General features: G+C 71.3%; 21 protein-coding genes. 13 read left to right on the top strand and 8 right to left on the bottom strand.

Annotation, left to right across the window (positions count from 1 at the left end):
* Positions 1 to 8: 8 nt before the first annotated feature.
* The 3 genes from ACWCPF_RS30970 to ACWCPF_RS30960 all read right to left on the bottom strand — a co-directional run bounded on the left by ACWCPF_RS30970 (position 9) and on the right by ACWCPF_RS30960 (position 1,753).
* Positions 9 to 983, bottom strand: coding sequence for a matrixin family metalloprotease (locus tag ACWCPF_RS30970; RefSeq protein WP_451048395.1), 975 nt, complete (start codon positions 981 to 983; stop codon positions 9 to 11).
* Between the two features lie 135 nt (positions 984 to 1,118).
* Positions 1,119 to 1,412 (bottom strand): MTH1187 family thiamine-binding protein, encoded by a 294-nt coding sequence (locus tag ACWCPF_RS30965; RefSeq protein WP_451048394.1) that lies wholly within the window; start codon positions 1,410 to 1,412, stop codon positions 1,119 to 1,121.
* Positions 1,409 to 1,753, bottom strand: a complete 345-nt coding sequence (locus ACWCPF_RS30960; RefSeq protein ID WP_451048393.1) for a DUF3817 domain-containing protein — start codon at positions 1,751 to 1,753, stop codon at positions 1,409 to 1,411. Before ACWCPF_RS30960 ends, ACWCPF_RS30965 begins: the two co-directional genes overlap by 4 nt.
* 186 nt (positions 1,754 to 1,939) lie before the next feature.
* On the opposite strand from ACWCPF_RS30960, the gene ACWCPF_RS30955 reads away from it, so the two are divergent.
* The 4 genes from ACWCPF_RS30955 (at position 1,940) to ACWCPF_RS30940 (ending at position 4,602) form a co-directional block, all read left to right on the top strand.
* The gene (locus tag ACWCPF_RS30955; protein WP_451048426.1) at positions 1,940 to 2,572 is read left to right on the top strand and encodes an AIM24 family protein; all 633 of its coding nucleotides are present in this window, start codon (positions 1,940 to 1,942) and stop codon (positions 2,570 to 2,572) included.
* 1 nt (position 2,573) lies between these two features.
* Positions 2,574 to 3,224, top strand: coding sequence for an AIM24 family protein (locus tag ACWCPF_RS30950; protein WP_451048392.1), 651 nt, complete (start codon positions 2,574 to 2,576; stop codon positions 3,222 to 3,224).
* Positions 3,225 to 3,226: 2 nt separating this feature from the next.
* Positions 3,227 to 4,033 (top strand): AIM24 family protein, encoded by an 807-nt coding sequence (locus ACWCPF_RS30945; protein WP_451048425.1) that lies wholly within the window; start codon positions 3,227 to 3,229, stop codon positions 4,031 to 4,033.
* 92 nt (positions 4,034 to 4,125) lie between these two features.
* Positions 4,126 to 4,602 (top strand): MarR family winged helix-turn-helix transcriptional regulator, encoded by a 477-nt coding sequence (locus ACWCPF_RS30940; RefSeq protein WP_451048391.1) that lies wholly within the window; start codon positions 4,126 to 4,128, stop codon positions 4,600 to 4,602.
* A gap of 193 nt (positions 4,603 to 4,795) precedes the next feature.
* Here ACWCPF_RS30940 and ACWCPF_RS30935 read toward each other — a convergent pair whose 3' ends face one another.
* The 3 genes from ACWCPF_RS30935 to ACWCPF_RS30925 form a co-directional block, all read right to left on the bottom strand.
* The gene (locus ACWCPF_RS30935) at positions 4,796 to 6,055 is read right to left on the bottom strand and encodes an MFS transporter (RefSeq protein ID WP_451048390.1); all 1,260 of its coding nucleotides are present in this window, start codon (positions 6,053 to 6,055) and stop codon (positions 4,796 to 4,798) included.
* Positions 6,056 to 6,237: 182 nt separating this feature from the next.
* Positions 6,238 to 7,194, bottom strand: coding sequence for a methylmalonyl Co-A mutase-associated GTPase MeaB (meaB, locus tag ACWCPF_RS30930; protein WP_451048389.1), 957 nt, complete (start codon positions 7,192 to 7,194; stop codon positions 6,238 to 6,240).
* Between the two features lie 57 nt (positions 7,195 to 7,251).
* Positions 7,252 to 8,463 carry an acetyl-CoA C-acetyltransferase gene (locus ACWCPF_RS30925; protein WP_451048388.1) on the bottom strand — a complete coding sequence of 404 codons (1,212 nt, stop codon included), beginning with the start codon at positions 8,461 to 8,463 and terminating at the stop codon, positions 7,252 to 7,254.
* Between the two features lie 151 nt (positions 8,464 to 8,614).
* On the opposite strand from ACWCPF_RS30925, the gene mce reads away from it, so the two are divergent.
* From mce to ACWCPF_RS30890, 7 genes are all read left to right on the top strand, one after another.
* A complete protein-coding gene (gene mce / locus ACWCPF_RS30920) occupies positions 8,615 to 9,055 on the top strand; it encodes a methylmalonyl-CoA epimerase (RefSeq protein ID WP_451048387.1) in 441 nt (146 codons plus the stop codon).
* 232 nt (positions 9,056 to 9,287) lie between these two features.
* Positions 9,288 to 13,136 carry a polarized growth protein Scy gene (gene scy / locus ACWCPF_RS30915; protein WP_451048386.1) on the top strand — a complete coding sequence of 1,283 codons (3,849 nt, stop codon included), beginning with the start codon at positions 9,288 to 9,290 and terminating at the stop codon, positions 13,134 to 13,136.
* A gap of 183 nt (positions 13,137 to 13,319) precedes the next feature.
* Entirely contained in the window at positions 13,320 to 14,258 is a 939-nt protein-coding gene (locus tag ACWCPF_RS30910) for a coiled-coil domain-containing protein (protein ID WP_079659495.1), read from the top strand.
* 85 nt (positions 14,259 to 14,343) lie between these two features.
* Positions 14,344 to 15,297, top strand: coding sequence for an ABC transporter ATP-binding protein (locus ACWCPF_RS30905; protein ID WP_451048385.1), 954 nt, complete (start codon positions 14,344 to 14,346; stop codon positions 15,295 to 15,297).
* Entirely contained in the window at positions 15,297 to 16,067 is a 771-nt protein-coding gene (locus ACWCPF_RS30900) for an ABC transporter permease (protein ID WP_451048384.1), read from the top strand. Before ACWCPF_RS30905 ends, ACWCPF_RS30900 begins: the two co-directional genes overlap by 1 nt.
* Positions 16,068 to 16,177: 110 nt before the next feature.
* On the top strand, positions 16,178 to 17,722 hold the full coding sequence (locus ACWCPF_RS30895) for an ABC transporter ATP-binding protein (RefSeq protein WP_451048383.1): 1,545 nt from the start codon (positions 16,178 to 16,180) through the stop codon (positions 17,720 to 17,722).
* Positions 17,719 to 18,606, top strand: a complete 888-nt coding sequence (locus tag ACWCPF_RS30890; protein ID WP_451048382.1) for an ABC transporter permease — start codon at positions 17,719 to 17,721, stop codon at positions 18,604 to 18,606. Before ACWCPF_RS30895 ends, ACWCPF_RS30890 begins: the two co-directional genes overlap by 4 nt.
* 8 nt (positions 18,607 to 18,614) lie before the next feature.
* Here the strand turns inward: ACWCPF_RS30890 and ACWCPF_RS30885 are convergent, their stop codons facing one another.
* On the bottom strand, positions 18,615 to 18,947 hold the full coding sequence (locus ACWCPF_RS30885) for an ATP/GTP-binding protein (RefSeq protein WP_451048381.1): 333 nt from the start codon (positions 18,945 to 18,947) through the stop codon (positions 18,615 to 18,617).
* A 222-nt stretch (positions 18,948 to 19,169) separates the two neighbouring features.
* Here ACWCPF_RS30885 and ACWCPF_RS30880 point away from each other — a divergent pair, with 222 nt between their 5' ends.
* Positions 19,170 to 20,198 (top strand): LLM class flavin-dependent oxidoreductase, encoded by a 1,029-nt coding sequence (locus ACWCPF_RS30880; RefSeq protein WP_451048380.1) that lies wholly within the window; start codon positions 19,170 to 19,172, stop codon positions 20,196 to 20,198.
* Between the two features lie 89 nt (positions 20,199 to 20,287).
* Here the strand turns inward: ACWCPF_RS30880 and ACWCPF_RS30875 are convergent, their stop codons facing one another.
* On the bottom strand, positions 20,288 to 20,680 hold the full coding sequence (locus ACWCPF_RS30875; RefSeq protein WP_358801301.1) for an SCO5389 family protein: 393 nt from the start codon (positions 20,678 to 20,680) through the stop codon (positions 20,288 to 20,290).
* A 310-nt stretch (positions 20,681 to 20,990) separates the two neighbouring features.
* Here ACWCPF_RS30875 and nucS point away from each other — a divergent pair, with 310 nt between their 5' ends.
* Entirely contained in the window at positions 20,991 to 21,662 is a 672-nt protein-coding gene (gene nucS / locus ACWCPF_RS30870; protein WP_327185120.1) for an endonuclease NucS, read from the top strand.
* Positions 21,663 to 21,695 lie beyond the last annotated feature (33 nt).

The raw sequence follows: 21,695 nt of genomic DNA, 5'->3' as shown, positions 1-21,695 counted from the left end.
CGCGGACCTCAGTAGAGGCTGCGCAGGCCGAGGACGTCGCCCTTGCCGAGGGTGCGGGCGCCGGTGGAGCAGGCGAACGAGCTCGAGTACATGGTCAGGTTCTGGTGTCCGGCGCCGGAGTGGCCGAGGCCGAAGACGTGCCCGGCCTCATGGGTGGCGACGCTGCGGACGTCGTACGCGTGCGTGCAGGCGCCGGACGGGCTGTCGGTGAACGCGTAGTCATGGGTGTTGAAGCGGACGTCGGCCTCGAGGAGTTCGTCCGGGCCGCCCGGCACCGGCCGGCTCCAGGAGCAGGTCGTGGCGACGGCGTCGCTGCCGATGTCGCCCGCGTCCCACACGCTCAGGCCGTCCCGGCGCACGCAGCGGGCGGCGCGGTCGATGCCGGCCTCGTTGGCGGTGGTCGACAGATAACGGGCCTTCGCGCCGACCGCGTCGTCGTAGCCGCAGTCGTTGCGGCTGCCGGTGATGGTGGCGACGGCGTCCTCGAAGGCCCGCCGGGCCTCGGCGCGGGTGAGGTTGCCGGGCAGCGCGCCGTCGCCGACGAACCACTCGTAGGTGCCGTACTCCTTGCGCCCGGCGGTGGAGTACGCGCCGTCGGTGCAGGGGCCGGGCGCGTCGGCGCGGCCGTCCGGGCGGGCGTGCGTGTGGGCCGCCTCGTAGGTGTAGGCGACCTTGCCGTCGGCTGCGACCGCCACGGTGAAGCCGTGCTCGTCGCCGTCCGCCGTGAGGGCGTCGACGCTGACCGTGGTGCCGGGTTCGGGCACGGCCACGCCGGCCCCGGCGTGCGTGACGACGCGGCCGACGGCGAGGCAGTCGAGCACGGACGACCCGGCGGGCAGGTCGTCGACGGTCAGCTCGCCCCGGGCGAGCGCGCACGCGGGCGTGCGCTGCACCTCCCCCACGCAGACCGCCGACAGCGCCGCCCCCAGTACCAACGCCGTGATCGCCCTGCCGAGAGACCCCGGCCCGCGCCGCCCTGCCACCGCACACTCCCCTTCAATGCCGCGCCGTAGCGCGGAACTTGATCGACCCGGGGAGACATTAGCCAGGCGGCACGCGCCAAAACCCCGTCCATCGTCACCCGTTCGGGCGAATGATGAGACAGGTGGACAAGTCGGTCACTGCGCCAGGTGCCGCTCCACCGTCTCGACCTTCGAGGTCAGGCCGTCCGTCACGCCGGGGCGGAGGTCCGCCTTCAGAACGAGGGAGACCCGGGGAGCGCGTTCCTCGACGACGGCCACGGCGCGTTTCACGACGGCCATGACCTCGTCCCATTCGCCCTCGATGGAGGTGAACATGGCGTCGGTGCGGTTCGGGAGGCCGGATTCGCGGACGACGCGGACGGCGTCGGCGACGTATTCGCCGACGTCCTCGCCGACGCCCAGCGGGGTGACCGAGAAGGCGACGATCATGCGCTCACGACGCCTTCCTTGCGCACGCGCGAGGCGATGACGGCGTCCTCGGCCTCGCGGCGCAGCTTGCGCTCGGCGAAGAAGCCGCCGGTCGGCAGGACCGAGAGGACGAGGTAGAGGGACGCGGTCTTGAAGGACCACTTGGCGCGGTTCCAGGCGTCCGCCCAGAAAAGCACGTACAGGATGAACAGCACGCCGTGGAGCATGCCCATGGCGGGCACCGCGTTGAAGTCCGTGGTCCGCTTCAGCACCGAGCAGAGCAGCAGCAGGAGGAAGGACACGGCTTCCGGGGCGGAGACCAGGCGCAGGCGTCGGAGGGCGGAGGCTGTCTTCAGGTCCACGGGTCACCTTCGGGGAGGTTTCAGGGGCGGCTTCGGGGCCGGTTTCGGGGGCAGCTGTTTGTGAATACACGCACAAGCGTTCCGCCATTGTGGCAAACGGTCCCCCTAGGGGTGCGTTCAGGGTCTCTCTCCACCTACGGGTGCTGTTCCGCGCCCCGGTCCGGCGGTTACCTTCGCAACGTGGCGATGTTTCGACTTCAAGGCAGCAAGGTGCTTGCCGTCGACATGACCGGGGACGCCGTGAAGGCGAAGAACGGCTCCATGGTCGCGTACGACGGTCAGATGGCCTTCAAGAAGCTCAGCGGCGGCGGTGAGGGCATCCGGGGCATGGTGACCCGGCGGATCACCGGCGAGCAGATGACCGTGATGGAGGTGAAGGGACAGGGCACGTGCTGGTTCGCCGACCGCGCCTCCGAGATCAACCTCGTCCAGCTCCAGGGCGACAAGCTGTACGTCGAGTCAAGCAACCTGCTGGCGACCGACGCCGGCCTCAGAACCGGGACGAGTTTCACGGGGCTGCGCGGCGCGACCCAGGGCAACGGGCTCTTCACGACCACGGTCGAGGGCCACGGCCTGGCCGCGATCACTTCGGACGGCCCGGCCGTGGTGCTGCGCGTCAGCCCGCAGTACCCGCTGACCGTCGACCCCGGCGCCTATGTCGCGCACCAGGGCAACGTCCGGCAGTCCTTCCAGTCGGGTGTGACGTTCCGCACGTTCATGGGCGAGGGCGGCGGCGAGGCCTTCCAGATCCGGTTCGAGGGGGACGGCCTGGTGTACGTCCAGCCGAGCGAGCGCAACACGATCGCGGGGGATGTGTGAGATGAGCCTCCGCGAGATCAACTCCAAGATGGTCGAGGCGACGGTCGTCCCCGGGCAGCGGCTCTTCAGCCAGCGCGGCGCGATGCTCGCGTACCGCGGCGAGGTGTCCTTCACGCCCAACACCCGGGGCGGACAGGGCGGCGTGATGTCCATGATCGGGCGGCGGCTCGCCAACGAGGACACGCCCCTGATGACCGTCGAGGGCAACGGCACGGTCTTCTTCGGGCACGGCGGCCATCACGTCCAGGTCATCACGCTCGCCGGAGACACGCTGTACGTCGAGGCGGACCGGCTGCTCGCCTTCGAGGGCACGCTCCAGCAGGGCACGATGTTCCTGGGCGCGCAGGGCGGGGTCATGGGCATGGTCCGCGGCCAGGTCAGCGGACAGGGGCTGTTCACGACCACGCTGAAGGGCCACGGCGCGGTGGCCGTGATGGCGCACGGCGGCGTCTTCGAGGTCCCGATCACCCCGCAGCGCCCGGTCCACGTCGACCCCCAGGCCTATGTGGCCCACCACGGCGACGTCCGCAACAAGCTGTCGACCGCGCTGGGCTGGCGGGACATGGTGGGCCGCGGCTCCGGCGAGGGGTTCCAGCTGGAGCTGAGCGGCAGCGGTGCGGTGTTCGTCCAGGCGTCGGAGGAGAAGCTGTGAGCATGTACGGGGCTCCGGGCGGCGGCCCGACGGTCTACGACCCCACGACCCTCCCGGTCGACGACAACGTGAACAGCTACACCTTCTGCGTGGAGCTCAAGGGGAGCCAGTGGTTCCTGCAGAAGGGGAAGATGATCGCCTACTACGGGTCGATCGACTTCAACGGCGTCGGGCACGGCCGGCTGGACCGGCTGGTGCGCACCTCGTTCCATTCGCCTCTGCACGCGAGCGACTGGGTCGTGGCGGAGGGCTCGGGCAAGATGCTCCTCGCCGACCGGGCCTTCGACGTGAACTCGTACGACCTGGCCGACGGCAATCTGACCATTCGCTCGGGCAATCTGCTCGCGTTTCAGCCAACTCTGTCGCTCAAGCAGTCGATCGTCCCGGGGTTTCTCACGCTGATCGGAACCGGGAAGTTCGTGGCCGCGTCCAACGGACCGGTGGTGTTCATGGAGCCTCCCATCCGGGTGGACCCGCAGGCACTCGTCGGCTGGGCCGACTGCCCGTCCCCGTGCCATCACTACGACCACGGGTACATGACGGGCCTGATGGGCGGTCTACGTGCGCTGACGGGCCTCGGAGGGGCCTCCGGGGAGGAGCACCAGTTCGAGTTCGTGGGCGCCGGCACCGTGCTGCTGCAGTCGACCGAGACCCTGATGGCCGAGCAGGCCACGGGGGCGGTTCCGCACGAGCCGGGGGTACCCGGCGGCGGTGCGGGCGCGGGGGCGCACGGCGGCCCCGGCGGGCAATCCGGCGCACCGCGCCTTCCCGGACAGCTGGGAGACCTCCAGCGTCGCTTCGGGCTGTGAGCGGTAGTCTGCGGAGTGTGACATCGAACGCGTGCGCACCGTCACATCACCCTCACTAGTTCGCCTTTCAACATTTTAGGTAGACTTCATTTATGGAGACCGAAACGGCCACGCGCTGGCTTGTCGATGCGGAGCAGTGCGCCTGGCGCACCCACCTGGAGGTCAACAGGCTGTTGACGTACCAGCTCGAAAGGGATCTCCAACCGTTCGGCCTGACCATGAACGACTACGAGATCCTCGTGAACCTGTCCGAGTCGGAGGGCGTCCGGATGCGGATGAGCGACCTCGCGTCCGCCACGCTCCAGTCCAAGAGCCGACTCTCGCACCAGATCACCCGGATGGAGAACGCGGACCTGGTGCGCCGTGAGAACTGCGAGTCGGACCGCCGCGGCCTGTACGCGGTGCTGACCGACCACGGCATGGAGACGATGCAGAAGGTCGCGCCCCACCATGTGGACTCGGTGCGGCGGCACTTCATCGACCTCCTGTCCCCCGAGGCCCTGGCGGAACTCTCCAAGGCCCTCAAGCCCGTCGCGGAACACCTCCGCGGCCACCAGGGCCGCCCGTAACAGAACAGGGCCCCGCCTGCCGCCGCTTCGCCCGCCCGGGCGGGCGAAGTCGGCTGCGGCTCGGCAGCGCCCCAAAGGGGCGCGGGGCTCTGACATATGCGGCTCCGCCGCGCGGGCGCGACCAGCCACAACGGCGCCGCAGCAGAACGACGACGGCACAGCGCGGCACGCCCAGCGGAGCGCACCGCGGGCGTCACGCAGGACCGGGCCCGCCGAGTTCGCCGAGTCGACCGGTCCGGCGGAGCGGATCGGCGGCGGCGACGATCGCGGCCGTCGCCAGCACCGCCGCCCCCGTCATCGCGAAGCACACCCCCACCGGCAGCCGCGCGGCCAGCGCACCCGCGGCTGCGGTGCCCGCCGTGCTCCCCGCGTTGACGGCCGTGTTGACCCACGCCCCCGCCCGCACCCTGGCCTCCGGCGCGGCGGCCTCGTCGGCCATCAGGTAGGCCGTGGTGATCGTCGGCGACACGAAGAACCCGGCGACCGCGGCGGCCACCGCGAGCGTGCCGAGGCCCGGCGCCAGTCCCGCGCCGCACAGCGTCAGACCGAGCCCGGCCGTGAGCAGCGGCAGCCGCGCCCCGGCCGAGGACCGCCGGTCGACGGCCCCGTTGAGCAGCCCGCCGACGGCGCTGCCGGCCGACAGCGCGGCCAGCACCCAGGCCACGGCCGGCCCGCCGGTCCCGTGCCCGTGCCGTTCGGCGAAGGCCACGACCAGCAGGTCGACCACGCCCAGCGCGAGCCCTACGCCCGCGACGGCGACCACCGGCCGGCCGAGCCCGCGCAGCCCGCCGCCGCCCCGCCGCACGGCGCCCGCCTTCCCCGGCGGCACCGCCCGCACCACGGGCGACGACACGAACCCGGCCGTCCCCACCAGCATCAGGGCCGCCCCGACGACGATCCCGGCGGCCGGCGATGCCCAGCCGACGAGGACGCCGACCAGCAACGGCCCGGCGACGAAGAGCAGTTCCTCGGCGACCGCGTCGAGGCTGTAGGCGCGCCGGAGCAGCGCCCGGTCCGGGGCGAGCCTGCCCCACACGGCCCGCATGGTCGGTCCCAGCGGCGGCGCGGAGGCGCCGGCGGCCGCGGCGAGGCCGCCCAGCACGGACGCGGGGGCGGGGTCCGGGCGCACGAGAGCCGCGGCGAGCAGGCCCAACAGCGCGGTGTACACGGCCGTCAGCGGAACGAGCGACCGGCGCGGCCCGTGCCGGTCGACGAGCGCCGCCCGCGCGGGCGACAGGAAGACGGCGGTGGCGCCGAACAGCGCCATCACACCGCCCGCCAGCGGGTAGGAGCCCGAGGCCCGGGTGACGGCGAGCATCAGGGACAGCGGGACGATCCCGTAGGACAGGCGGCCGGTCAGCGCGGCGGCGAAGGTGCGCCGGGCGTGCGGAACGCGCAGCACGGCGGCATACGAGGCGGACACAGGGGTGGGCGTGGGCATGGGCGTGGCCATGAGGTTCCTCGACTCGAGGCAGGGCGGAAAAGGGGACGCCTGATCGCCGTGACCGGGCGGCCGACCGCCGCTCGCCGGTCACGGGCCGAGGCGGGCCCTATGCCAAGAGGAGGAACACGCGGCCGAACGTATCAGCGCGCCCGGCAGCCCCACCACGCCTTTTCCGGCCGCCGCCTGCCGGGTCAGCCCGCTGTGAGGCCGGCCACCAGTTCGTCCGCCGCGCGGTAGGGATCGAGGTCGCCGGCGACGATGCGGTCGGCGAGGGCGTCGAGGCGGCGGTCGCCGTGCAGGTCGCCGATGCGTTCGCGCAGGGCCGTGACGGCGATGGTCTCGACCTCGCGGGCGGCCCGGGAGGCGCGCCGCCGGGCGAGGACGCCGTGCTCCTCCATCCACGCGCGGTGCTTCTCCAGCGCCTCGACGACCTCGTCGATTCCCTCGGCGCGGGACGCGACCGTCTTCACGATGGGCGGCCGCCAGTCGCCGGGGCGGCGGGCCTCGCCGAGGCCGAGCATGTGGTTCAGCTCGCGGACGGTGGCGTCGGCGCCGTCCCGGTCGGCCTTGTTGACGACGTAGACGTCGCCGATCTCCAGGATCCCGGCCTTGGCGGCCTGGATGCCGTCCCCCATGCCGGGGGCCAGCAGGACGACGCTGGTGTCCGCCTGGGAGGCGATCTCGACCTCCGACTGGCCCACGCCGACCGTCTCGACCAGGATCACCTCGCAGCCCGCCGCGTCCAGCACCCGGATCGCCTGCGGGGCCGACCAGGCGAGACCGCCCAGATGGCCTCGGGTGGCCATGGAGCGGATGTAGACGCCGGGGTCGGAGGCGTGCTCCGACATCCGGACGCGGTCGCCGAGCAGGGCTCCCCCGGAGAACGGCGACGACGGGTCGACGGCCAGGACGCCGACCCGTCTGCCCTGCTTGCGGTAGGCGGTGACCAGGGCGGAGGTCGACGTGGACTTGCCGACGCCCGGCGAGCCCGTCAGACCGACGACATACGCGTTCCCGGTCAGCGGGGCCAGAGCCGCCATGATCTCCCTGAGCTGCGGGGACGCCCCCTCCACCAGGGAGATCAGCCGGGCCACGGCCCTGGGCCGGCCTTCCCTGGCCTGGGCGACCAGCGAGGAGACGTCCTGCATCACAGCTCCGTTCGGAAAGGAACCAGGGACCTGAAGGAACCAGGGACCTACGGGGACTCAGGCCTTGGCCACCCGCACGATCAGCGCGTCGCCCTGACCGCCGCCGCCGCACAGCGCGGCCGCGCCGACGCCGCCGCCCCGGCGCTTGAGCTCCAGCGCCAGGTGCAGGACGAGCCGGGCGCCGGACATCCCGATCGGGTGGCCCAGGGCGATGGCCCCGCCGTTCACGTTCACCTTTTCCGTGGACACGCCCAGGTCGTTCATTGACTGCACGGCGACAGCCGCGAAGGCCTCGTTGATCTCGATGAGGTCCAGGTCGGAGACGTCCAGGCCCTCCTTCTTCAGGGCGTGCAGGATGGCGTTGGAGGGCTGCGACTGCAGCGAGTTGTCCGGTCCGGCCACATTGCCGTGGGCGCCGATCTCGGCGATCCAGGCCAGACCCAGCTCCTCGGCCTTGGCCTTGCTCATCACGACGACGGCGGCCGCGCCGTCGGAGATCTGCGAGGACGTGCCCGCGGTGATGGTGCCGTCCCGGGTGAAGGCCGGGCGAAGCTTGCCCAGGGACTCCACCGTGGTGTCGGCGCGAATGCCCTCGTCCTTGCTGAAGACGACCGGCTCGCCCTTGCGCTGCGGGATCTCCACCGGGGTGATCTCGGCCTCGAAGACGCCGTTCTTCTGGGCGGCGGCCGCGCGCTGGTGGGACAGGGCGGCGAACTCGTCCTGCTCCGGACGGGCGATGCCCAGCCGGGTGTTGTGCTTCTCCGTGGACTCGCCCATGGCGATGTTCTCGAAGGCGTCGGTCAGCCCGTCGTACGCCATCGCGTCGAGCATCTCGATCGCGCCGTACTTGAAGCCCTCGCGGGACTTCGGCAGCAGGTGCGGGGCGTTGGTCATGGACTCCTGGCCGCCGGCCACCACGATGTCGAACTCGCCGGCGCGGATCAGCTGGTCGGCGAGCGCGATCGCGTCGAGGCCCGACAGACACACCTTGTTGATCGTGAGCGCCGGCACGTTCATCGGGATGCCCGCCTTGACCGCGGCCTGGCGCGCCGGGATCTGCCCCGCCCCGGCCTGGAGCACCTGCCCCATGATGACGTACTGCACCTGGTCGCCGCCGATCCCCGCACGGTCGAGGGCGGCCTTGATCGCGAAGCCGCCGAGCTCGGCTCCGGAGAAGGACTTCAGGGAGCCCAGCAGTCGTCCCATGGGCGTACGGGCGCCCGCGACGATCACCGAGGTCGTGCCGTTGGTACCAGTCGATCCAGTCATGAGCTGCGATTCCCCTTACCGGCCTGCACGGGCCGAGGAGTGAACGAGGGTTTACTTCGAATGTACTGAGCGGTAGTCCGCCCCGTCACCGGGCCTTCAGTGTGATCGCGCGCACGTTGCGTAACCACCTGAGGCGCGCTGCACTGACACCATGCTGACGCGAATCGACCACATCGGGATCGCCTGCCACGACCTCGACACGACCGTCGAGTTCTACCGCTCCACCTACGGCTTCGAGGTCTTCCACTCCGAGGTCAACGAGGAGCAGGGCGTACGCGAGGCCATGCTCAAGATCAACGATACGTCCGACGGAGGCGCCTCCTACCTGCAGCTTCTCGAGCCGACCCGGGAGGACTCGGCCGTGGGCAAGTGGCTCGCCAAGAACGGCGAGGGCGTCCACCACATCGCCTTCGGTACGGCGGATGTGGACGGCGACGCCGCGGACGTCCGCGCCAAGGGCGTACGCGTTCTGTACGAAGAGCCCCGGATCGGCTCCATGGGGTCACGAATCACCTTCCTGCATCCAAAGGATTGCCACGGAGTACTGACAGAACTGGTCACTTCGGCCCCTGTTGAGTCACCTGAGCACTGACCCTCGTACATATGGGCCGGTAGGGTTGGGCTCGGTCGCCGCGCACACCGGGGCGGCCCGGTCCTGCCGTTCGGCGGCGGGACGCAGCCGGGGTCCGGGTTTCGGGGGACGAGCGTCGGGGCAGCAGCCCATGCTCCGTCGTTGATCTGACACCATTCCCCGGGGGCCCCGTTCGGCGGATGGACGGAGCTCGTTCGGGAAGCTTGCGACCAGGGACGGATGGGACCGCGCAGTGCGGGGCTACGAGAGCCAGGAGCGGGAGCCGGCGGCTGACGTCGACCACCTGACTCGGTTCGAAGCCGAGATGAAGCGGCTGAAGACCGAGCGGGAAAAGGCGATTCAGCATGCCGAGGACCTCGGCTACCAGGTCGAGGTGCTGCGCGCCAAGTTGCACGAGGCGCGCCGCACCATCATGTCCCGGCCCGCCTTCGACGGCGGCGACATCGGGTACCAGGCCGAGCAGATGCTGCGCAATGCGCAGATGCAGGCCGACCAGTTGCGGCAGGACGCCGAGCGCGAGCTCAGCCAGACCCGCGCGCAGACACAGCGCATCCTCCAGGAGCACGCCGAGCAGGCGGCGCGGCTGCAGGCGGAGCTGCACCAGGAGGCGGTGGCCCGGCGTCAGCAGCTCGACCAGGAGCTGGCGGAACGCCGGCAGAACGTCGAGTCGCACGTCAACGAGAACGTGGCGTGGGCGGAGCAGCTGCGGGCCCGCACCGAGGCCCAGGCGCGCCGGCTGCTCGACGAGTCGCGGGCCGAGGCCGAGCAGTCCCTGGCCGCCGCCCGCGCCGAGGCCGAGCGGGTCGCCACGGAGGCCCGCCAGCGGCTCCAGGCCGACGCCGAGGCGACGCGTGCCGAGGCCGAGCAGCTCCTGCTGCGGGCCCGCACGGACGCCGACCGGCTGCTGACCGCCGCCTCCACCCAGGCGCAGGAGGCCAACGACCACGCGGAGCAGCTGCGCAACTCCACCGTCACGGAGTCCGACGCGGCCCGCCGCCAGGCCGGTGAGCTCAGCCGCGCCGCCGATCTGCGCATGTCCGAGGCCGACGACGCGCTGCGCAAGGCGCAGGCCGAGGCGGACAAGGTGCTCAGCGAGGCGAAGGCCGCCGCCGAGAAGGCGCTCGCCGGCGCGGAGTCGGCCAACGAGCAGCGCACCCGCACCGCGAAGGAGCAGGTCGCCCGCCTGGTCACCGAGGCCACCAAGGAGGCCGAGGCCACCAGGGAGTCGGCCGAGCAGGTCGTCGCGGACGCCCGCGCGGAGGCCGAGAAGATCGTCGGCGAGGCCTCGGAGCGGGCCCGCACGCTGACCGCCGAGGAGTCGGCGACCCAGCTGTCGAAGGCGGCCAAGACCGCCGAGGACGTCCTCAACCGGGCGCAGGAGGACGCGCAGAACACCACCAAGGCCGCCGCCGAGGAGGCCGAGCGGATCCGTCGCGAGGCGGAGAACGAGGCCGACCGGCTGCGGGCCGAGGCGCACGACATCGCCGAGCAGCTCAAGGGCTCCGCGAAGGACGACACCAAGGAGTACCGAGCCAAGACGGTCGAGCTGCAGGAGGAGGCGCGCCGGCTGCGCGGCGAGGCCGAGCAGCTGCGCGCCGACGCGGTGGCCGAGGGCGAGAAGATCCGCGCGGAGGCCCGCAAGGAGGCCGTCCAGCAGATCGAGGAGGCGGCCAGGACCGCCGAGGAGCTGCTGTCCAAGGCGCGGGCCGACGCGGACGAGCTCCGCGCGAAGGCCACCTCGGACAGCGAGAAGGTGCGCACCGAGGCCATCGAGCGCGCCACCACGCTGCGCCGGCAGGCCGAGGACACCCTGGATCGCACCCGCGCGGAGGCCGAGCGCTCCCGCGAGGAGGCGGTGGAGCTCGCCGAGACCATCACCTCCAACGCCGAGCAGGCGGCACGCGAGCTGCGCGAGGAGACCGAGCGCGGGATAGACGCCCGGCAGGCGGAGGCCGCCGAGGAGCTGACCCGGCTGCACACGGACGCGGAGGCCCGGTTCGCCTCCGCCGAGCAGGCGCTCACCGACGCCCGCGAGGAGGCCGCGCGGATCCGCCGCGAGGCCGCCGAGGAGACCGACCGGCTGCGCGGCGAGGCCGCGGAGCGGATCCGCGGCCTGCAGCAGCAGGCCGACGCCGAGGCCGACCGGCTGCGCAACGAGGCCGCCGCCGACGCGTCCGCCTCGCGCGCCGAGGGCGAGGCCGTCGCCGTCCGGCTGCGTTCCGATGCCATCGCCGAGGCGGAGCGGCTGAAGTCCGAGGCGCAGGACACCGCCGACCGGCTGCGCGCCGAGGCGGCGGCCGCCGCCGAGCGGCTGGCCGACGAGGCGACCGAGACGCTGGCCGCCGCCCAGGAAGAGGCCGTACGGCGCCGGCGCGAGGCCGAGGATCTCCTCGGTTCCGCCCGCCAGGAGGCCGACCAGGAGCGCGAGCGGGCCCGCGACCAGAGCGAGGAACTGCTGGCCTCGGCGCGCAAACGCGTCGAGGAGGCGCAGACCGAGGCCGTCCGGCTGGTCGAGGAGGCCGACCGGCGGGCCGTCGAGATGGTGTCGGCGGCCGAGCAGCACGCCCAGCAGGTGCGGGACTCCGTGCTCGGGCTGCACGAGCAGGCCCAGGACGAGATCATCGGGCTGCGCTCCGCCGCCGAGCACGCGGCGGACCGTACCCGGCGCGAGGCGCAGGAGGAGGCGGACCGGGTCCGCGCCGACGCCTACGCCGAGCGGGAGCGGGCCGCCGAGGACGCGGGCCGGGTCCGGCGCGAGGCGGGCGAGGCCTCCGAGGCCGCGCAGGAGCTGGCCGAGCGGACCGTCGGCGAGGCCATCGCAGAGGCGGAGCGGCTGCGTTCGGAGGCGTCCGCGCACGCCCAGCGGGTGCGCACCGAGGTCTCGGACGCCGTCGCGCAGGCCGACCAGGACGCGTCGCGCACCCGGGCCGAGGCCCGGGACGACGCCAACCGCATCCGCTCGGACGCGGCGACGCAGGCCGACACCCTCATCACCGAGGCGCGCAACGAGGCCGAGCTGCTCCAGTCGGAGACGATCACGGAGGCCGAGCGGCTGCGCGCCGAGTCGGTCGCCAAGGCGGAGAAGCTGATCACGGACGCCTCCGGGGACGCGGAGCGGCTGCGTGCCGAGGCCGCCGAGACGGTGGGTTCCGCGCAGGCACACGCCGAGCGGGTCCGGACCGAGGCCGAGCGCTTCAAGCGGGAGGCGGCCGCGGAGGCGGACCGGCTGATGAGCGTGGCCCGCGAGGAGGCCGACTCGACGCTGGACGAAGCCCGCAAGGAGTCCAACAAGCGGCGCTCCGAGGCGGCCGAGCAGGTCGACACCCTCATCACGGAGACCGCGGCCGAGGCGGACAAACTGCTCACCGAGGCGCAGACCCAGGCACAGCAGGCGACCGCGGACGCGGAGGCGCAGGCCGACTCGATGGTCGGCGCGGCCCGCACCGAGGCGGACCGGCTGGTGTCCGAGGCGACCGTCGAGGGCAACTCCCGGGTGGAGAAGGCGCGTACGGACGCGGACGAGCTGCTCGTCGGCGCCCGTCGGGACGCGACGGCCATAAGAGAGCGGGCCGAGGAGCTGCGCGACCGCATCACGAACGAGATCGAGTCGCTCCACGAGCGGGCCCGCCGCGAGGCCTCCGAGACCATGAAGTCGACGGGGGACCGCTGCGACGCGCTCATCAAGGCGTCCGAGGAGCAGCTCGCCAAGGCTCAGGCGAAGGCGAAGGAGCTGGTGTCGGACGCCAATTCCGAGGCGGGCAAGGTCCGTATCGCCGCCGTGAAGAAAGCCGAGGGGCTGCTCAAGGAGGCCGAGCAGAAGAAGTCGACGCTGGTGCGGGAGGCCGAGGAGCTCAAGGCCGAGGCGATCCGCGAGGCGCGGCGCACGGTCGAGGAGGGCAAGCGCGAACTGGAGGTCCTGGTGCGTCGGCGCGAGGACATCAACGCCGAGATCTCCCGGGTTCAGGACGTGCTGGAGGCGCTGGAATCCTTCGAGGCACCGGGTGGCGGCAAGGACGGGGTCGTCAAGGCGGGCATGACGATCGGCTCGCCCCGATCGGGTGGGAAGGCCTCGGACGGCTAGCGGAATGTGTGAATTGCGTTAAAGTCTGGGGTCTTTGACCGAATCTTTGGCAAGAGCGCTGCCGGTCAGCCACCCGAAAGGGGTGTCATTCTCCAGATCAAACACGCATACGCTCTATGACACACCGCTCAGGCCCCTAGGATTCCACCTATCACCTCACCGGTCTCATTCGACAGGAACCCCATGAGCGACACTTCCCCCTACGGCTTCGAGCTTGTGCGGCGTGGGTACGACCGCGCTCAGGTGGACGAACGCATCTCGAAGCTCGTCTCCGACCGTGACAGCGCTCTGGCCCGTATCACTGCTCTGGAAAAGCGCATCGAGGAGCTCCACCTCGAAACGCAGAACGCCCAGGCCCAGGTAAGCGACGCCGAGCCGTCGTACGCCGGTCTCGGCGCGCGTGTCGAGAAGATCCTCCGCCTCGCCGAGGAAGAGGCCAAGGATCTGCGCGAGGAGGCCCGGCGGGCGGCCGAGCAGCACCGCGAGCTCGCCGAGTCGGCGGCCCAGCAGGTTCGCAACGACGCAGAATCGTTCGCTGCGGAGCGCAAGGCCAAGGCTGAGGACGAGGGCGTCCGGATCGTCGAGAAGGCCAAGAGCGACGCGTCGCAGCTGCGTTCCGAGGCGCAGAAGGACGCGCAGTCGAAGCGTGAGGAGGCCGACGCCCTCTTCGAGGAGACCCGCGCCAAGGCCGCCCAGGCCGCCGCGGACTTCGAGACCAACCTCGCCAAGCGCCGCGAGCAGTCGGAGCGCGACCTGGCGTCGCGTCAGCAGAAGGCGGAGAAGCGTCTCGCGGAGATCGAGCACCGCGCGGAGCAGCTGCGGCTGGAGGCCGAGAAGCTGCGCACGGACGCGGAGCGTCGCGCCCGTCAGACGGTGGAGACCGCTCAGCGTCAGGCCGAGGACATCGTCGCCGACGCCAATGCCAAGGCGGACCGGATCCGTTCGGAATCCGAGCGCGAGCTGGCGGCCCTCACCAACCGTCGCGACAGCATCAACGCCCAGCTGACGAACGTCCGCGAGATGCTCGCCACGCTGACCGGCGCCGCGGTCGCCGCGGCCGGCACTCCGTCCACGGACGACGAGCCGATCTCCCGTGGGGTTCCGGCCCAGCAGTCCCGGTAACGCCCGGCGGTACAGCGACTGAACATCGACGAAGCCCTCGGTCACTGCGGTGGCAGAGGGCTTCGCCGCGCACTAGCGTGTCGGCATGATCGAGCTGGACGGCCTGACGAAGCGGTACGGCGAGAAAATGGCGGTGAACAACCTCACCTTCACCGTCAGACCGGGTATCGTCACGGGCTTCCTCGGTCCCAACGGCGCGGGCAAGTCCACCACGATGCGGATGATGCTGGGCCTCGACCGGCCCACCGCCGGAGACGTCCGCATCGACGGGCAGCACTACGACCGGCTCAAGGACCCCTTCACGTACATCGGCGCCCTGCTCGACGCCAAGGCCATGCACGGCGGGCGCAGCGCCTTCAACCATCTGCTGTGTCTGGCGCAGAGCAACGGCATCCCGAGGAGCCGGGTGCACGAGGTGCTCGACACCGTCGGGCTCACCGCCGTGGCGAGGAAGAAGGCCAAGGGGTTCTCGCTCGGCATGGGGCAGCGGCTCGGCATCGCGGGCGCACTGCTCGGCGACCCCCGGATCCTGATGTTCGACGAGCCGGTGAACGGCCTCGACCCCGAGGGCATCCACTGGATCCGCAACCTGATGAAATCGCTGGCCGCGCAGGGGCGGACGGTGTTCGTCTCCTCCCATCTCATGAGCGAGATGGCACTGACCGCCGACCATCTCGTCGTCATCGGCCAGGGCCGGCTGCTCGCCGACACCTCGATGGCCGACTTCATCGAGCAGAACTCGCGCAGTTACGTCCGTATCCGCACCCCGCAGCGGGAGCGTCTGCTCGATGTGCTGCACGGCGCCGGGGTGACCGTCGTGGAGAGCGGCAGCGGGGTACTGGAGGTGGACGGCGGCAAGGCCGAGCGCATCGGCGAGCTGGCCGCACAGCACCAGATCGTGCTGCACGAGCTCAGCCCCCAGCAGGCCTCCCTGGAGGAGGCGTTCATGCAGCTGACCGCGGAGTCGGTGGAGTACCACGCCCATACGGACCCGCCCGCCGATGAGCGGTGGGGCGACGACTGGACGAGGAGCCGGTGATGGCGACGACCCAGGTCATCCGGTCCGAGTGGACCAAGATCCGGTCGGTGGCGTCCACGGTGTGGACGCTCTCCCTGGCCGTGGTGGTCACCGTCGCCCTCGGCATGCTGATCTCCGCGCTGTCGAAGAACGAGTTCGACAACCTGAGCCGCGACGACCGGCTGTCCTTCGACCCCACGTTCATCAGCTTCGCCGGGATGAGCCTCGGACAGCTCGCGATGATCGTGTTCGGTGTGCTGGTGGTCTCGAACGAGTACAGCACCGGCATGATCCGCACCTCGCTGGCCGCCGTTCCGCAGCGCGGCACGTTCCTGTTCAGCAAGATCACGGTGGCCGCCGGGCTCTGTCTCGCCGTCGGACTCGTCACCAGCTTCGTCACGTTCTTCCTGGGACAGGCGGTGCTCGGCTCCCACAAGGCGTCGATCGGCGACAGCGGAGTCCTGCGCGCGGTCATCGGCGGTGGCGTCTACATGACCCTGATCGCGGTGTTCTCGATGGGCGTGGCCACGATGCTGCGCTCGCCGATGCTGTCGCTCGGCATCCTGATGCCGTTCTTCTTCCTCATCTCCAACATCCTCGGGAACGTCCCCGCGACGAAGAAGATCGGCCGGTATCTGCCCGACCAGGCCGGCAGCAAGATCATGCAGGTGGTCACGCCGATCGACGACGACACCCCGTACGGACCGTGGGGCGGGCTGGCGATCATGGCGCTGTGGGTGGTCGCCGCGCTCGCCGGCGGCTACCTCCTGCTGCAGAAACGCGACGCGTAACGCTTTCGCCTTTGCTTTCTTTTGAGCGGAACCGTCAGCGCCCGGATAGTCTCCTAATCCTTACGGGGGCGTGTGCCCTGCTGTCCTGAACCTTTCGATGGGTGCGGAGCATGATCGAGGCTGTCGGCCTGACCAAGCGGTACGGCGACAAGACCGCTGTGTACAACCTTTCCTTCCAGGTGCGGCCCGGCGCCGTCACCGGCTTCCTCGGGCCGAACGGCTCGGGCAAGTCGACGACCATGCGGATGATCCTGGGCCTGGACAACCCCACCGCGGGATCGGTGACGATCGGCGGCTACCCGTACCGCCGACTGCCGAACGCGGCCCGCCAGGTGGGGGCACTGCTCGACGCGAAGGCCGTGCACGGCGGCCGGCACGCCCGCAACCACCTGCTGTGCCTGGCCCAGTTGTCCGGCATCCCGGACCGGCGGGTCGACGAGGTGCTCGGCGTCGTCGGCCTCCAGGACGTGGCCCGCAAGCGCTCCAAGGGCTTCTCGCTCGGCATGGGCCAGCGGCTCGGCATCGCGGCGGCGCTGCTCGGCGACCCCCAGGTGCTGCTCTTCGACGAGCCGGTCAACGGCCTCGACCCCGAGGGCATCCTGTGGGTGCGCAACCTGATGAAGTCGCTCGCGGCGGAGGGCCGTACGGTCTTCGTCTCCTCGCACCTCATGAGCGAGATGGCGCTGACGGCCGACCATCTGATCGTCATCGGCCGCGGACAGCTGCTCTCCGACATGAGCGTCAGGGACTTCATCTCGGCCAACTCCGCCGACTTCGCGCGCGTACGCATCCCGCACACCGAGCCGCAGCAGCGCGAGAAGCTGGCCTCCGCGCTCGCCGAAGCGGGCGGCCACGTCCTGCCCGAGCAGGACGGCGCCCTGCGCGTGACGGGGATCGCCCTCCCCCGCATCAGCGACATCGCGCACGACGCCGACGTCCGCCTGTGGGAGCTGTCGCCGCACCAGGCCTCGCTGGAGGAGGCGTACATGCGGATGACGCAGGGCGCGGTGGACTACCGGTCCACCATCGACCAGAAGGCCGGGCTCCAGCAGCAGCTGCCGCCGGGCGCGCAGCCGCCGATGCCGATGCCCGTGCCGGGCCAGGGCCAGCCCGGCTGGTACGCCCCGCCGCCCCCGCAGCACCAGGGCTACGCACCGCCTCAGCCCGCCCAGACACCCCCGGCCGCCTCCTACGGCGCCTACGGCGCCCCGGGCGCCCCCGCGGCAACCCCGAGCCCGAACATCGCCAACCCCTACGCCCAGCCCCCGGCCCAGCCGGCAAGCCCGGCGCCGGCCCCGGCACCCACTGCTGCCGCCCCGGTCCCTCCGGCCGCGCCGCAGCACCAGGCGCAGGCGGCCATCGCCCAGCCGGCCACCCCGGCGCAGCCCGCCGCCGCGCCCGCGAGCCAGGTACCGGCCCCGGCCCCGGCAGCCGCTGCTGCCGCCCCGGCCGCACCCGCCGCGCCCGCGAGCCCGGCACCCGCCGCTCCCGCCGCGCCGCAGAGTCAGGCGCAGGCGGCCACTGCCGCGCCGGCCGCCCCGGCGCAGCCCGCCGCTGCGGCTCCCGCGGCGGCCCCCTCGCTGGACAAGGCGTCGGCCGTGTCCGCGCCCGTCACCGCACCCGACGCCACGACCAAGTCCGAGGACGCCCGATGAGCACCCCGCAGCATCCGTCGCCGCAGGCCGCGCCCGCCTGGCAGGGGGCGCCCGGCCCCTCGTACGCCGGACCCGTGCCCGGGCCGGGCTACACCTCGCCGATCCCGATCGTGCGCACGCACCTCGGGCACGCCGTCGCCTCGGAGTGGACGAAGATCCGGTCGGTGCGCTCCACGATGTGGACGCTGGGCGTGTTCGTGCTGCTCGTCGTCGGCATCGGACTGCTGGCCGGGGCGATCGTCTCCGCGAACGCCACCGAGGCCGACCTCGCCGGCGAGACGGCACTGTCGTTCGGCTTCTTCGGGGTGCTGCTGGGCAGCATGTGCATCATCACGCTCGGCGTGCTGACCACGGCCTCGGAGTACGGCACCGGCATGATCCGGACGACCATGGTGGCCTGCCCGTCCCGCAGCCGGGTCCTCGTGGCGAAGGCGATCGTGTTCTTCGCCGTCGCGTTCGTCGTGACGCTCGCGTCCTCGGGCTTCATCGCCCTGATGCACGTGAGCATGCTGGGCGACGCCCGGCAGCCGACCGGCGAGGAATGGCTCAAGGCCACCTTCGGCGTCTCCTTCTACATGGCGCTGCTCGGACTGCTCTCGCTGGCCGTCGGCTCGATCATCCGGCACTCGGCGGGCGCCATCACCATCATGATCGGCGTTCTGCTGGCCCCGCTGGTCATCGCGATCTTCATGTTCTCGTCCTCGCTGGCGGACCTTCAGCAGGCCCTGTTCGAGTACTCGATCCCGAACCAGCTGAGCATCTTCTACTCGTCCTCGCTCAGCGACAGCGGTCCGAGCGGCTGGGACCCGCTGTGGATCGCGCTGGGCCTGACGACCGCCGTCCTCGGCGCCGCCTTCGCCCTGCTGGAGAAGCGGGACGTCTAGAACTTCGGCTAGAACTTCGGCGCGTTTCGGGACCGCCGCACCCCTGGGGTGCGGCGGTCCCGTGCGTTCCAGCACGCCTTGTGCCAGTGCCGGCGGTCGTCGACGCCCGCGTGCTCGGGCCAGGCGACGACGTGCGGGACGCCGTCGGGGATCAGCTGGTCGCAGCCGGGGCACCGGTACGCCTTGCCCTGCGCGCTCGCCCCGGCCACATGCCGTACGCTCCACTGCTCGCCGTGCCAGTTCTCCGCCGACTGCCAGCCGCCGTAGCGGCTCGTGCGGTCGTCCTCGGCACTCTGGCCGGACGAGCCCTCACCCTTGGGTCGGTTGCGACGCGGGGACACAGGACACCTCACGGGGCTATACAGGAAGCAGGGTTGCCATCCAGCCTACGCGGCGTGAACGCGGGTACCCGAAGGGCAGCGATCCTCACAAGTCCCCCTCCCGGCCGTCGCATTCTGCAGACAATCCGCAAATCTCTTCGCCAGGCCGTGTCCTCGGCACGTGTCAGACGGTTATGCCGGGTGGGGGAGCTCCGTGTCGGAGCCAAGGAAGCAGGAAAGTCCATGCGCGTTGGAAGTTTCGTGTTGGGAGCCCAGTTTCCCGGCCAGGGTCAGGGCGAGGCGCTGCACCGTGCGGTCCGCTCGGCCGAGGTGGCCGAGGAGGCGGGTCTCGACTCGGTCTGGCTGGCCGAGCACCACTTCGTGCCGTACGGCACATGCCCGTCGGCGGTCACGCTCGCCGCGCTGCTGCTGGGCCGCACCCGCCGTATCCGGGTCGGCACGGCGGTCAGCGTGCTGCCGACCGTCCATCCCGTCGCCCTCGGTGAACAGGCCGCGCTGCTGCACCTGACGAGCGGCGGCCGCTTCTCGCTGGGCGTGGGGCGCGGCGGACCGTGGGTCGATCTGGAGGTGTTCGGCTCGGGTCTGGAGGCGTACGAGCAGGGGTTCCCGGAATCACTCGATCTGCTGGTGCGCTGGCTGCGCGAGCCCTCCGTGGGGGCCGACGGCGAGCGGTTCCGGTTCCGTGAAGTCGCCGTCGTCCCCAGGCCGTCGGAGGCGTTGACGGACGTCGCCGGGCCGGAGGTCGTCGTCGCCTGCACCTCGCCGGCGAGCGTGCGGCTGGCCGCCGAGCGCGGGCTGCCGATGCTCCTCGGCATGCACGTGGGGGACGAGGAGAAGGCCGAGATGGTCGCCCTGTGGCGGCAGTACGCACGCGCCGCCGGGCGGTCCGGGGACGAGATCCGGGGTGTGGCGCATGTCTCGGCGGGCGTCTGCCAGATCGCGGACCGGCGCACGGACGCGGTGGAGACGCTGGTGAAGGCGATGCCCGGCTGGCTGCGGCAGGGGCTCGACGCCCATGTCACGGTCGACGGCCGGGCCCGCGGGATGCGGGACCCGGTGGCGTACACCGAACTGCTCTGCGGGCTGCACCCGGTGGGCACCCCGCGGCTGTGCGTCGACCGCCTCGCGGCGACCAGCGAGCGGACGGGCATCTCGCGTTTCGCCCTGCTCGTCGAGGGCTCCGGCGACCTGGCGGCCACGGAGGAGAACGTACGGCGGCTGGGCGCTGAGGTGCTCCCCCACCTCGGGTGAGCGACCCAGCCGGCCGCGCTGCTTGCCGCTCCCGTACTGATGGCACCTCCCGCGTCAGGAGCGGCAAGCAACAGGTTCACACGGGTACCTCAGCAGTCCCGGAATTCCGGGGACTGGTTCAGTACCTGACTGCGGAGCGAGGTGAACCGGGTGAGCTTCTCGTCGACAGCCGAGTCCAACGGGAACACCGCCACCCGGTGGCAGTTCTGGAAGGCCAGCCGCACACCGAAGTGCCGCTGCAGCGCGCCGCGTATCGCGTCACTCGCGAGCGCACGCAGCAACTGGCCGCGCGCCTGCTCGTCCGGCGGGGGCGTCTGGTTGTCGGCGAAGTCTCCGCCGTCCACCTTCAGCTGGGCCACCAGGGAGCTGACCATCTCCCATGCATAGGGCAGGGAGGTCCGGACGCAGTCGACGAATTCTGCTTCGTCGACCTCGCCTCGCTCGGCCTGTTCGAGTAGCGCCGGTGAGACGTCGAGCGACATGGGTACTCCTCTCGCACCCCCGGAACAACAGGGGTTGCCGGACAGGGAATGGGAGTCCGCATGCCGAAACACCGCACACGCTGAGTACACGCATCGCGACCTCCCGTTCACTACGGTAGGCAACGGACCGTGACCGCACCAGGAGAATGGGCACATAGGGAACCCCTATGTGGCACACAATCGGCCACTGTCGAACGATCTTTTTCCGGATCAAAAGGGGTGGGCCCGAAGGGGCCTCGGTTGAGGGTGGTGGCGGGTGACGGGCGGGCGCGTCGCGTACGCAGTTGTGGGTCGGATAGCGTTGCGCCTCATGCGTCTCGTCATCGCCCGGTGCTCCGTCGACTACGCCGGCCGGCTCACCGCCCACCTCCCGTCCGCCCCCCGTCTCATCCTGGTGAAGGCGGACGGCAGCGTCTCGATCCATGCGGACGACCGGGCCTACAAGCCCCTCAACTGGATGTCGCCGCCCTGCACGCTGAAGGAGGGCACGGGCGACGAAGAAGGCGTCTGGACCGTCGTCAACAAAGGCGGCGAGAAGCTCATCATCACGATGGAGGAGATCCTCCACGACTCGTCGCACGAACTGGGCGTCGATCCGGGCCTGATCAAGGACGGCGTGGAAGCGCACCTCCAGGAGCTCCTCGCGGACCGCATCGAGACCCTCGGCGAGGGCTACACCCTCATCCGCCGCGAGTACATGACCGCCATCGGCCCGGTGGACATCCTGTGCCGGGACGCGGAGGGTCAGACCGTCGCGGTGGAGATCAAGCGGCGCGGCGAGATCGACGGCGTCGAGCAACTCACCCGCTATCTGGAGCTGCTGAACCGCGACCCGCATCTCGCCCCGGTCCGCGGTGTGTTCGCGGCCCAGGAGATCAAGCCGCAGGCCCGTGTGCTGGCCACGGACCGCGGCATCGGCTGCCAGGTCCTGGACTACAACGCGATGCGCGGCATCGAGGACGACAAGCTGCGACTGTTCTGAGCAAGGGTTCTACGACGCTGAGGGCCGGGCTCC

The organism is Streptomyces sp. NPDC001858 (genome assembly GCF_053594615.1).
This window is presented reverse-complemented; position numbering and strand designations above follow the sequence as displayed.